Here is a 12,786-nt window from a genome sequence, read left to right on the forward strand (position 1 = left end):
CGCGAATGAGGAGGGAGTGAAACTCGCCCCGGCCCGCGCAGGCCGGCCTACCGGGCCGGCCGGGCGCCGCCGACACGCAGGTCGCGCGGGCGCCGGGCTCAGGGCGCCGAGATTACAGGTCCAGCAACAGGCGCTGCGGATCTTCCAGGGCGTCCTTCATGGCGACCAGGCCCAGCACGGCTTCGCGGCCGTCGATGATGCGGTGGTCATAGGACAGGGCCAGGTAGTTCATCGGACGGATGACGATCTGGCCGTTTTCCACCACGGCGCGTTCCTTGGTGGCGTGCACGCCCAGGATGGCCGATTGCGGCGGGTTGATGATCGGGGTCGACAGCATCGAGCCGAACACGCCACCGTTGGAGATCGAGAACGTGCCGCCGGTCATCTCTTCGATGCCCAGCTTGCCGTCGGCGGCGCGGCGGCCGAAGTCGGCGATGGTCTTTTCGATTTCAGCGATGGACAGCTGGTCGGCGTTGCGCAGGATCGGCACCACCAGGCCACGCGGGCTGCCGACAGCGATACCGATGTCGAAGTAGCCGTGGTAGATGATGTCCTTGCCGTCGATCGAGGCGTTGATCAGCGGGAACTTCTTGAGCGCGGCAACGGCGGCCTTGACGAAGAACGACATGAAGCCCAGCTTGATGCCGTGTTCCTTCTCGAACTTGTCCTTGTACTTGTTGCGCAGATCGATGACCGCTTGCATGTTCACTTCGTTGAACGTGGTCAGGATCGCGTTTTCCTGTTGCGATTGCAGCAGGCGCTCGGCGATACGGGCGCGCAGGCGGCTCATCGGCACGCGCTGTTCCGGACGGCCGTCCAGCGACAGCGTGGTCGGGGCCGGGGCGGCGGCGGGGGCCTTGGCCGGCGCGGCGGCGCTGGCGTTCAGGGCGTCGCCCTTGGTGACGCGGCCGTCACGGCCGGTGCCGGCGACATTGGCGGCGTCCACGCCCTTTTCGGCGAGGATCTTGGCGGCGGCGGGCGAGGCCACGCCAGCGGCGGCGGTCGAGGCCGGCGCGGCGGGAGCGGCGGCGGCTTGCACGGCGGCCTTGGGCGCTTCGGCGGCGGGAGCGGTGGCCGGAGCGGCCGCGGCCTTGGCGGCGGTGTCGATACGGGCCAGGACTTCGCCCGAGGTCACGGTGCTGCCATCGCCCTTGACGATTTCAGCCAGCACGCCCGAGGCGGGCGCCGGCACTTCCAGCACGACCTTGTCGGTTTCGACTTCGATCAGGATTTCGTCCGCTTCGACGGCAGCGCCGGGCTGCTTCTTCCAGGTCAGCAGGGTCGCTTCGGAAACGGATTCGGAGAGTTGGGGGACGACGACGTCGGTGATAGCCATTTTGTTTATTCCGTAGAGTGTGTGTTCTGGACCGCGCGGCGCGGGCAAAGTTCGAAATCGGATTTCTGCAACTTGCCGCACGCCGCGCGTGCATCGGGTTGGGTTACTTGGTCAGCATGGCCTTGAACTTGGGCGCGAAAGCCGCTTCGATCAGCGCCTTCTGCTGTTCCTGGTGCTTGGCCAGGTAGCCCACGGCCGGCGACGCCGACGCGGCGCGACCGGCGTAGCCCAGCTTCTGGCCTTCGACCATGTTCTCGTACACGTGATGCTGAACGTAGAACCACGGGCCCTGGTTCTGCGGCTCGTCCTGGACCCAGATCACTTCGGTGGCCTTCGGGTACTTGCGCAGTTCGGCCTCGAACGACTTGTGCGCGAACGGGTACAACTGCTCGACGCGGACGATGGCGACGTTGTCGGCGCCACGTTCACGGCGGGCATTGACCAGATCGTAGTAGACCTTGCCCGAGCAAGCCAGCACGCGCTTGACCTTGGCGGCGTCGATGGCCTCGTCGACCTCGCCGATCACCGGGCGGAAGCTGCCGCCGGCCAGTTCGGTCAGGGGCGAGCCGGCGTCCTTGTTGCGCAGCAGCGACTTGGGCGTGAACAGCACCAGGGGCTTGCGGAACGGACGGATCATCTGGCGGCGCAGCACATGGAAGATCTGCGAGGCCGAGGTCGGCTGGATCACTTGCATGTTGTTGTCGGCGCAAAGCTGCAGGAAGCGCTCGATGCGGCCCGACGAGTGCTCGGGGCCCTGGCCTTCGTAGCCGTGCGGCAGCATCAGGGTCAGGCCCGACTGGCGGCCCCACTTGGCTTCGCCGGAGCTGATGAACTGGTCGATCACGACCTGGGCGCCGTTGACGAAGTCACCGAACTGGCCTTCCCAGATGGTCAGCGTGTTGGGTTCGGCGCTCGAGTAGCCGTATTCGAAGCCCAGCACGGCCTCTTCGGACAGCACCGAGTCGATCACGGTGAACGGGGCCTGGCCTTCCGAGACGTTCTGCAGCGGAATGTAGGTGCCGTCGTTCCAGCGCTCGCGGTTCTGGTCGTGCAGCACGGCATGGCGGTGCGTGAACGTGCCACGGCCCGAGTCCTGGCCGGTGATGCGGATGGCGTAGCCCGACGACACCAGGGTGGCAAAGGCCAGGTGTTCGCCCATGCCCCAGTCCAGGTTCATCTCGCCCTTGGCCATGGTGCGGCGGTCGTTAAGCAGCTTGGCGACCAGCGGGTGCACCGTGAAGCCTTCCGGCACCGTGGTGATGCGCTCGCCGATGCGCTTGAGCTCGGCCAGCGGCACGGCGGTGTCGGCCTGGTCGGTCCACTTGGCGCCCAGGAACGGCGACCAGTCGATGGCGTACTTGCTCTTGTAGTCGGTCAGCACCGGTTCGATGGTGCGCTGGCCGTCTTCCATCAGCTGGCGGTAGTCCTTGACCAGTTGGTCGGCTTCGCCTTCGGCCAGCACGCCTTGCGTGGTCAGCTTGTCGGCGTACAGCTTGCGCGTGCCGGGATGGTGGCCGATGCGCTTGTACATCAGCGGCTGCGTCAGCGAGGGGGTGTCCTGCTCGTTGTGGCCCAGCTTGCGGAAGCAGACGATGTCGACCACGACATCGTGGCGGAACTGCAAGCGGTAGTCCAGCGCCAGCTTGGTCACGAACACCACGGCTTCGGGGTCGTCGCCGTTGACGTGGAACACCGGCGCTTCGATCATCTTGGCCACATCGGTGCAATACAGCGTCGAACGCGAGTCGCGCGGATCCGACGTGGTGAAGCCGATCTGGTTGTTGATGACGATGTGCATCGTGCCGCCCGTGCCGTAGCCGCGGGTCTGGGCCAGGTTCAGGGTTTCCATCACGACGCCCTGGCCGGCGAAGGCCGCGTCGCCGTGCACCAGCACCGGCAGCACTTGCTTGCCTTCGGTGTCGCCGCGGCGTTCCTGGCGGGCGCGCGCGCTGCCTTCGACCACGGGGTTGACGATTTCCAGGTGGGACGGGTTGAACGCCAGCGACAGGTGCACCGGACCGCCACGGGTCGACAGGTCGCTCGAGAAGCCGTTGTGGTACTTCACGTCGCCATCGGTCAGGCCTTCGGCGTGCTTGCCTTCGAACTCGGCGAACAGGTCGCCGGGCATCTTGCCCATGATGTTCACGAGCAGGTTCAGGCGGCCGCGGTGGGCCATGCCGACCACGATTTCCTGGACGCCGTTTTCACCGGCGTGGTTCACCACTTCGTCCATCGAGGCGATGAAGCTTTCGCCGCCTTCCAGCGAGAAGCGCTTCTGGCCGACGTACTTGGTGTGCAGGAAGCGCTCGAGGCCTTCGGACTCGGTCAGTTGCTGCAGGATGTGGCGCTTCTCTTCGGCCGTGTAGGTCGGCGCGCCCAGCGTGGTTTCCAGGCGTTCCTGGATCCAGCGCTTGGCGGCGGGGTCGGAGATGTGCGTGAATTCGGCACCGATGCTGCGGCAGTACGTGTCGCGCAGCGCCTTCAGGATGTCGCGCAGCGTCATGGTGCTGGCGGTCGTGAAGTAGGTGTTGGTGGCCGAGTAGGTCTGATCGAGATCGGCTTCGGTCAGGCCGTAGAAAGACGGGTCGAGTTCGGGGATCGGGGGACGTTCCTGGCGCTTGAGCGGATCCAGGTCGGCCCAGCGCGAACCGAGCGAGCGGTAGGCGGCGATCAGCGATTGCACCGAGACTTGCTTGGAGGCGACGCTCAGGTCGGGTTCGGCGACGCGTTGCACGAAGGCATTGGCCTTGGCGCGCTGGGCGAACGATTCGACGATGGGAGCGTGGGCCTGGTCGCGGGTGGATTCCTGGCCGTCGGTGGCGGGAGCGTGCTGCAACTGGTCGAAGTATTCGCGCCAGTTGTCGGGTACCGAACCGGGGTTGTCGAGGTAGGCTTCGTAAAGCTCCTCAACGTAGGGGGCGTTTCCCCCGAACAGGTAAGACGTGGATAGGGATTCTATTTCCGAAGACATAATCGCTTCACCTTTACGAGTGCTTCACTCGATTACGATGCAGGAAAACCTTCCGCGACACGGGCTTCCCGTTTAGCGGATAGCAGGGGCAGAAGGCGCGTACAAGCCTTGAAAGCCGTATGGACGAAAGTATAACCCTTTGAGTTTACGGGCGTCTTCTTGCGATTGCGTGACGCAAAAGCGCTCCAGGAATGGTTTCATGCGGCGTTGGAATGTCCGCGCAACCCCTTCAATTACGCCGTCTACACGCCATCAAGTTCCGCGAACGAAAAATGCCGCATTGCCGCATTTTTGTTGCCCCAGGGACAAGGTGTTGCGCAATTGCCTCGTCACAGCGGCAGTTCGGTGGTGGACAGGATCTCTTTCAACACGAAAAAGGTGCGAATCTGGCGCACACCGGGCAGCTTGATGATCTCGCCCGCGTGCAGTTTGTTGAAACGCTCAAGGTCGCGGATGCGCAGCATCAGGAAGTAGTCGAACTCGCCCGCCACCAGGTGGCATTCGAGGCAGCCGCTGATGCCGCGCGCGGCCTGTTCGAAGTCGGTGAAGGACTCCGGCGTGGAGCGATCCAGCACCACCCCGACGATCACCAGCGTGGCCATCTCGACCTCGGCCGGTTCGAGCAGCGCCACGGTCTTACGAATGATGCCCTCGGCCCTGAGCTTTTCGACCCGCCGCAGGCAGGCCGCGGGACTGAGATGCACGCGCGCGCTGAGGTCCAGGTTGGTGATCTGGGCGTCCTGCTGCAGCAGGCGCAGGATCTGGCGGTCGATGCGATCCAGCCCGGCGATGGCGGCCATTTAATATGTCCCTATAAAATTTAATTTGGTTTTTATTTTTTATTCTCAAATCTTAAATCTAAAAATCAAATCATATGAAAATTAAAACGGAAGAATTCAAGAAAATACACAATTGACCAACGATCCAGCGGATTCCTATGATTTTTCCATCCGCGGCGACCCGCCCGGCCCCCTCTCCCTCAGGAGCCCGCATGGATCTGCAACGCTTTCCCCGCCACCGTCTGACCTTCGGCGACACTCCCATCGAAAAGCTCGAGCGCCTGTCCGCCCACCTCGGCGGCAAGGTCGAGATCTACGCCAAGCGCGAGGACTGCAACAGCGGCCTGGCGTTCGGCGGCAACAAGCTGCGCAAGCTGGAATACCTGATTCCGCAGGCGCTGGAACAGGGCTGCGACACGCTCGTCACCATCGGCGGCATCCAGTCCAACCACACCCGGATGGTGGCGGCGGTGGCCGCCAAGCTCGGCCTGGCCTGCGTGCTGGTGCAGGAGAACTGGGTGGACTACTCGGACGCGGTGTACGACCGGGTCGGCAACATCATGATGAGCCGGCTGATGGGCGCCGATGTGCGGCTGGTGGACCAGGGCTTCGACATCGGTTTCCGCCGCAGTTGGGAAGAAGCGCTGGAGGACGTGCGCAAGCGCGGCGGCAAGCCCTACGCGATTCCGGCCGGCGCCTCCGACCATGAGCTGGGCGGGCTGGGCTATGTGGGCTTTGCCGAGGAAGTGCGGCGGCAGGAAGCCGAGCTGGGCTTCAAGTTCGACTACATCGTGGTCTGCGCCGTCACCGGCAGCACGCAGGCCGGCATGGTGGTGGGCTTTGCCGCCGACGGCCGCGCCGACCGCGTCATCGGCATCGACGCCTCGGCCACGCCGGACCAGACCCGCGCCCAGATCCTGCGCATCGCGCGCCGCACCGCCGACATGGTGGGCCTGGAGCGCCCCATCACCGACAGCGACGTGGTGCTGGACACGCGCTACGCCTACCCGGCCTACGGCCTGCCATCGGCCGAGACCAACGAAGCGATCCGCCTGTGCGCGCGGCTCGAAGGGATGATGACCGACCCGGTCTACGAAGGCAAATCGATGCAGGGCATGATGGACATCGTGCGGCGCGGGGAAATCCCCGCCGGTTCCCGGGTGCTGTACGCGCATCTCGGGGGGGTGCCGGCGATCAACGCCTACAGCTTTCTCTACCGCAACGGCTGACGGCGGCTACGGCGCCAGCGGGTGGCCCTGCGGCGACCTGCGCTGAGCCGCTCTTGCCTATGCCCAGGAACAACCCGCCGGCAATACATGCCGGCGGGTTGTTCGTTTCAGGGCGACCGCTCCTTGCCTGACGTATTAGGGTCATCACTAATGATGTACATAAATTGTATACAGATAATGCGGTTTACCTTATCGTGTCGAACACGATGTCCACGCCTGCCCTGCCATGAGCACCTACGACGCTACCCGCCCCTATCCGCGTGACCTGATCGGCTACGGCCGCAACCCGCCGCATGCGCAATGGCCCGGCAACGCGCGCGTCGCGGTGCAGTTCGTGCTCAATTACGAGGAAGGCGGCGAGAACTGCGTACTGCACGGCGACGCGGGGTCCGAGCAGTTCCTGTCCGAGATGTTCAATCCGGCCAGCTACCCGGAACGCCACCTGAGCATGGAAAGCATTTACGAGTACGGCTCGCGCGCGGGCGTCTGGCGCATCCTGCGCGAATTCGAGAAGCGCGGCTTGCCGTTGACGGTGTTCGCGGTCGGCATGGCGTTGCAACGCCACCCCGAACTGGCGTCCGCCCTGGTCGAGCTGCAGCACGAAATCGCCTGCCACGGCTGGCGCTGGGTACATTACCAGGACGTGGACGAAGCCACCGAGCGCGAACACATGCGCCTGGGCATGGACGCCATCACGCAACTGACCGGCACCCGCCCACTGGGCTGGTACACCGGCCGCGACAGCCCGCGCACGCGCCGCCTGGTGGCGGACTACGGCGGCTTCGAATATGACAGCGACTACTACGGCGACGACCTGCCGTTCTGGATGCGGGTGCAAAAGAGCGACGGCAGCGTTGCGCCGCAACTGATCGTGCCTTACACGCTGGACTGCAACGACATGCGCTTCGCGCTGCCCCAGGGCTATTCGCACGCCGATCCGTTCTTCCAGTATCTGAAGGACAGTTTCGACGCGCTTTACGCCGAAGGCGACGAGGCGCCCAAGATGCTCAGCGTCGGCATGCATTGCCGCCTGCTGGGCCGACCTGGCCGCATCGTCGCCCTGCAACGCTTCCTGGACCACATCGCGCGCCACGACCGCGTCTGGGTCTGCCGTCGGCTCGACGTCGCCCGCCACTGGCAGGCGCGCCATCCCTATCAACCCGCTCCCTGAACCGCGCAACCATGGCCCCTACCCTCGCCCGATTCAACGACGCCGCGCCGCAAGACGCCGCCGCCATGCTGGCCGACCTGTATCCGCACGCGCCCTGGGCCGCGCAACAGGCGGTGCGCGCACGGCCGATGCGCAGCCTGGCCCAGTTGCAGTTGGCGCTGCAACATGCGGTGGACGTTGCCGACGTCGCCACGCAGCTGGCGCTGCTGCGCGCCCAGCCCACGCCGGCGTTCGCCGCTAACGACGGCGCCGCCGCGCTGGCCGCCGATCATGCCGCGCGTTTCGGCTTCCCGTTCGTGCTGTCCCGCTACGACCCGCGCGGCGCCCCCGTGCAAGACGCGCACTGGGTCCAGGCCCTCGAGCGCCGCCAGCACAATGCGGCGGACGATGAGCGCCGCGAGGCCCTGCGCCAATTGCACCGCGATGCCGAAGTGCGGCTGCACGAACGCTTCGGCGTCGAACCGGACCTGGGCAACGACATCTGGGACTGGCACGAAAAACTCAGCGCCCACAGCGATCCGGGCTACGCCGAAAACGGCCAGCTCACCGTCACCTACCTGACCGACGCGCACCGCGCCTGCGCCCAGCGCATCTCGCACTGGATGCGCGATTGCGGCTTCGACGAGGTCGGCATCGACGCGGTCGGCAACGTGGTCGGCCGCTATCACGCCAACCGCGCCGACGCGCCCATCCTGATGAGCGGCAGCCATTTCGACACGGTGCGCAACGCCGGCAAATACGACGGCCGCCTCGGCATCTTCGTGCCGATGGCCTGCGTGCGCGCGCTGCATCGTCAGGGGCGGCGCCTGCCCTATGCCATCGAAGTGATCGCATTTTCCGAAGAGGAAGGCCAGCGTTATCCCGCCACCTTCCTCGGCTCCGGCGCGCTGATCGGCGACTTCCAGCCGCGCTGGCTCGAACAGAAGGACGCCGACGGCATCAGCATGCGCGACGCCATGGCGCACGCGGGGCTGTGCGTGGACGACATTCCCAAGCTCAAGCGCGATCCGGCCCGCTACCTGGGCTTTGTCGAAGTGCATATCGAACAAGGCCCCGTGCTCAATGAAATGGGCCTGCCGCTCGGTGTGGTCACCTCCATCAACGGCTGCGTGCGCTACCGCGTGCGGATCCACGGCACCGCCTGCCACGCCGGCACCACGCCGATGGACCGGCGCCGTGACGCAGCCGTGGCCGCGGCCGAGCTGATCGTGTTCGTCGAAGGCCGCGCCGCGCGCGACGGCGACTCGGTCGGCACCGTCGGCATGCTGGAAGTGCCCAATGGCTCGATCAACGTGGTGCCAGGCGAATGCCGCTTCAGCCTCGACCTGCGCGCGCCCAGCGATCCGCAGCGAGATGCGCTGGCCACCGATGTGCTGGCCGAACTGGAAGCGATCTGCCAGCGCCGCGGCCTGCGCTACACCCTCGAGGAAACCATGCGCGCCGCCGCCGCGCCCAGCGCGCCGGCCTGGCAGCAGCGCTGGGAACGCGCCGTGCAGGCCCTGGGCGTGCCGGTCCATTGCATGCCGAGCGGCGCCGGCCACGATGCCATGAAGCTGCACGAGATCATGCCGCAGGCCATGCTGTTCGTGCGCGGCCAGAACGCCGGCATCAGCCACAACCCGCTCGAATCCACCACCAACCACGACATGCAGCTGGCCGCGCAGGCAATGCAGCGGCTGCTTGACGATCTCGCCAACGAAGCAACGAGCTGAACCATGACCGATTACGCCCGACTCGACGCCTGGGTGGACGCCCACTTCGATGAAGAAGTGCGCTTCCTGCAGGAACTGGTGCGCGTGCCGACCGACACGCCGCCGGGCAACAACGCCCCGCACGCGGTCCGCACCGCGGAACTGCTGCAAGGTTTCGGCATGCCGGCCGAGTCCCATCCCGTGCCCGCCGACGAAGTGCGCGCTTACGGCATGGAGTCCATCACCAACCTGATCGTGCGCCGCGAATACGGCGCCGGCGGCCGCCGCATCGCCCTCAACGCCCACGGCGACGTGGTGCCGCCGGGCGACGGCTGGCAGCACGATCCGTATGGCGCCGAGATCGTGGACGGCTGCCTCTACGGCCGCGCGTCTGCGGTCAGCAAGAGCGACTTCGCCAGCTTCACTTTCGCGCTGCGCGCACTGGAAGCCGTGGCGCGTCCGAGCCATGGCGCGGTCGAACTGCACTTCACCTACGACGAGGAATTCGGCGGCCTGCTCGGTCCCGGCTGGCTGCTGCGCCAGGGCCTGACGAAGCCCGACCTGCTGATCGCGGCCGGCTTCAGCTATGAAGTCGTGACGGCCCACAATGGCTGCCTGCAAATGGAGGTCACGGTGCACGGCAAGATGGCGCACGCCGCCATTCCGGCCACCGGCGTGGATGCGCTGCAGGGCGCGGTCGCGATCATGAACGCGCTGTACGCGCAGAACGCTCGCTATCGCGAGATCACTTCGCGGGTCGAGGGCATCAGCCACCCCTACCTGAACATCGGCCGCATCGAAGGCGGCACCAACACCAACGTGGTGCCCGGCAAAGTGGTGTTCAAGCTGGATCGCCGCATGATCCCGGAAGAGAACGCGGCCGAGGTCGAGGCCGACATCCGCCGCATCATCGAAGAAGGCGCGGCCGCCACGCCCGGCCTGCGCGTCGAGATCAAGCGCCTGCTGCTGGCCAACGCCATGCGGCCGCTGCCCGGCAACCAGCCGCTGGTCGACGCCATCCGCAGGCATGGCCAGGACCTGTTCGGCGAGCCGATCCCCGCCATGGGCACGCCGCTCTACACCGACGTGCGCCTGTACGCCGAGGCCGGCATTCCCGGCGTGATCTACGGCGCCGGCCCGCGCACCGTGCTGGAGTCGCACGCCAAGCGCAACGACGAACGCGTGGTGCTGGAAGACCTGCGGCGGGCCACCAAGGTCATCGCCCGAACCCTGGCCGACCTGCTGCGGCCGGCATGAAAAAAGGGCATGACGCGCGCGTCATGCCCTTTAGATCCGTGCCTGGCGCAACGCCTGGCCTATGGCTGCGCCAGCCGCGTCACGCGGCGCCAGAACAGCACCGCCACCAGCGCGAACACCGCCAGCCCCAGGAACGAGGCGGTGCGCGCGAATTCCTCGCCCGCGATCGCCAGCGGCGCATCGGTGCCGGCGGCGCCGATGATGGCGGCCATCACCACGCCCACCAGGCTCTCGCCCACGATCAGGCCCGAGGCGATCAGCACGCCGCGCCGGTTGGCGGCGTCGGCGAACGATGCATAGTCCTTGCCGGCGGCCGCGGCGCGGCGGCGCAGCGCGCGCTCCAGCAGCCAGGCCAGCAGCGCGCCGACCACGATCGGCGCCGCCACGGTTGGCGGCAGGTAGATGCCGATGCCCACCGCCAGCACCGGGATGCGGGCCACCTTGCAGGTGCGCTTGAGGATCTCGTCCACCACGATCAGGCCCACGCCCACCGCCATGCCGATCAGGATCATGGTCCAGTTCAGTTGATGCGTGAAGATGCCGCGCGCGATCGCCAGCATCAGCGTGGCCTGCGGCGCCGACAGCGCCTGGGACGGGTCCATGCCTGCGCGCGGCATCGCATCGGCAAAGCCGTAGGCGTTGTACAGCAGGTCCAGCACCGGCGAGATCACCGCCGCGCCAAGGACGCAACCGATCAATAGCGCCACCTGCTGGCGCCACGGGGTCGCGCCGACCAGCCAGCCGGTCTTCAGATCCTGCAGATTGTCATTGGAGATCGAGGCCACCGCCACCACCGCCGACGTGCTGAAGATCGCCAGCGCGATGGTCATCTGCACGCCATTCTGCACCGCCAGCAGGTCGCCGCCCAGCACCAGCAGCAACAGCGACACCAGCACGATGGCAACGATACCCACGCCCGAGATCGGGCTGGTCGAGGTGCCTACCAGGCCGGCCATGTACCCGCAGGCCGCCGCCACCAGGAAGCCGAACACGAAAGCGAAAAACACCGCGTAGGCCACCAGTTTCCAGACCGCGGCGGCCGTCAGCGGCGCGTCCGCCAGGAACACCTGGAACGTGATCACCAGCACCGCCACCAGCACCAGCGTGACCACCGAGATCCAGCCCGCCGACAGGTCGCGCTCGGTGCGCGGCGCCTTGCCCGCGCGCGCCGCGCCGGCGCGGGTCAACGCCGAGAACGAGGCCTTGACGCCACGCGCCATCGGCATGAACAGCGTCGCCAGCGTCCAGATGGCGCCCACGCCGATGACGCCTGCGCCGATGAACCGCACCTGCGACGACCACAGCCCGGTGGCGAATTTCGCCAGCGACATGTCCGCGGGAATCCCGGCCATCGAAGTCAGGATCGGCACCGCGATGCCCCACGAGATCACCAGCCCCGTCAGCATGGCCAGGCCCGCCACGATGCCGATCAGGTAACCCGCGCCCAGTAGCGCCAGCGAAAACCCCATCGGCAGCCGGAACACCGCCCCGCCCAGCGCAAACCAGCCGCTGACGCCGTCGCCCAGCACCCGCAGGCCGCTGGCTGCGAAGCTGACCGCCGCCGCCACCAGGCCGCCGCTGACGATGTCGCCCATGCCGGTGGCGGCGAGTTTGGCCGGCGTCCGGCCGGAATCCTCGGCCGCGTCCTGGGCGCGCTCGGCGCTGCCCACCCGCAGGATCTCGGCGGCCGCCACGCCCTCCGGGTACGGCAGGTCGCTCTGCACCACCATGACGTGGCGCAGCGGAATCGTGAACATCACGCCCAGCATGCCGCCGGCCGCGCAGATGCCCAGGGTCTGCCAGAACGGAAAGCCCTGCCAGTGGCCCATCATGACCAGGGCGGGCAGGATGAAGATGATGGCCGACAGCGTGCCGGCCGCCGAGGCCTGCGTCTGCACCATGTTGTTCTCGAGGATGTTGGCGTCCTTGAACAGGCGCAACACCGACATCGAAATGACCGCCGCCGGGATCGCCGACGAGAAAGTCAGGCCGACCTTGAGTCCCAGGAACACGTTGGAAGCGGTGAAGATGATGGTGATGACTGCGCCCAGCAGCACGCCGCGGAATGTCAGTTCCGGTAGCGTGACCTCTGCCGGGACGCTGGTAGGTTGAGTCATTGAAGTCTCCCTTTACTGGCCGGGACGCGATCCCGCCGCAGGAGCGGGACGGCCCCGGCTATCAGGGCGTTGCCGCCCTGTCTGGTTGCCGGTTTGTTTTTTGTGAAGCGCGAATTCTAGCGCCTTGGCGTCCAGCAGGTGGTCACCACCGGTAAGCGGCCGAAGGCGGCAGATCCTGCCGCCAATGCCTGAAGCGGCAAAAGATTATGCTGAAAACCTGGATTTCTTCCCGGCA

At 66.4% G+C, this 12,786-nt stretch carries 8 protein-coding genes; 4 read left to right on the forward strand and 4 right to left on the reverse strand.

All coding sequences use genetic code 11. The features are described 5' to 3' along the window. Positions 1–112 precede the first annotated feature (112 nt). The 3 genes from odhB to AC6LKG_RS18415 form a co-directional block, all read right to left on the reverse strand. Complete coding sequence (odhB, locus tag AC6LKG_RS18405) at positions 113–1,336, reverse strand: 2-oxoglutarate dehydrogenase complex dihydrolipoyllysine-residue succinyltransferase (RefSeq protein WP_498166611.1); 1,224 nt, start codon at positions 1,334–1,336, stop codon at positions 113–115. A 103-nt stretch (positions 1,337–1,439) separates the two neighbouring features. Next, positions 1,440–4,307, reverse strand: a complete 2,868-nt coding sequence (locus tag AC6LKG_RS18410; protein WP_498166613.1) for a 2-oxoglutarate dehydrogenase E1 component — start codon at positions 4,305–4,307, stop codon at positions 1,440–1,442. 329 nt (positions 4,308–4,636) lie between these two features. Then, positions 4,637–5,107, reverse strand: a complete 471-nt coding sequence (locus AC6LKG_RS18415; RefSeq protein WP_498166616.1) for an Lrp/AsnC family transcriptional regulator — start codon at positions 5,105–5,107, stop codon at positions 4,637–4,639. A gap of 191 nt (positions 5,108–5,298) precedes the next feature. On the opposite strand from AC6LKG_RS18415, the gene AC6LKG_RS18420 reads away from it, so the two are divergent. The 4 genes from AC6LKG_RS18420 to AC6LKG_RS18435 all read left to right on the forward strand — a co-directional run bounded on the left by AC6LKG_RS18420 (position 5,299) and on the right by AC6LKG_RS18435 (position 10,434). Next, positions 5,299–6,315, forward strand: a complete 1,017-nt coding sequence (locus tag AC6LKG_RS18420; RefSeq protein ID WP_498166619.1) for a 1-aminocyclopropane-1-carboxylate deaminase — start codon at positions 5,299–5,301, stop codon at positions 6,313–6,315. Between the two features lie 226 nt (positions 6,316–6,541). Beyond that, positions 6,542–7,486, forward strand: a complete 945-nt coding sequence (puuE, locus tag AC6LKG_RS18425) for an allantoinase PuuE (RefSeq protein ID WP_498166621.1) — start codon at positions 6,542–6,544, stop codon at positions 7,484–7,486. Positions 7,487–7,497: 11 nt separating this feature from the next. Further along, positions 7,498–9,198 carry a hydantoinase/carbamoylase family amidase gene (locus tag AC6LKG_RS18430; RefSeq protein WP_498166623.1) on the forward strand — a complete coding sequence of 567 codons (1,701 nt, stop codon included), beginning with the start codon at positions 7,498–7,500 and terminating at the stop codon, positions 9,196–9,198. 3 nt (positions 9,199–9,201) lie between these two features. Continuing rightward, positions 9,202–10,434: a M20 family metallopeptidase gene (locus AC6LKG_RS18435; RefSeq protein WP_498166626.1), complete on the forward strand. Its 1,233-nt coding sequence runs from the start codon at positions 9,202–9,204 to the stop codon at positions 10,432–10,434. A gap of 59 nt (positions 10,435–10,493) precedes the next feature. On the opposite strand, the gene AC6LKG_RS18440 is transcribed toward AC6LKG_RS18435, so the two are convergent. After that, on the reverse strand, positions 10,494–12,551 hold the full coding sequence (locus AC6LKG_RS18440; protein WP_498166629.1) for an OPT family oligopeptide transporter: 2,058 nt from the start codon (positions 12,549–12,551) through the stop codon (positions 10,494–10,496). Positions 12,552–12,786 lie beyond the last annotated feature (235 nt).

The sequence above is a fragment of the Achromobacter sp. 46006 genome (assembly GCF_059761975.1).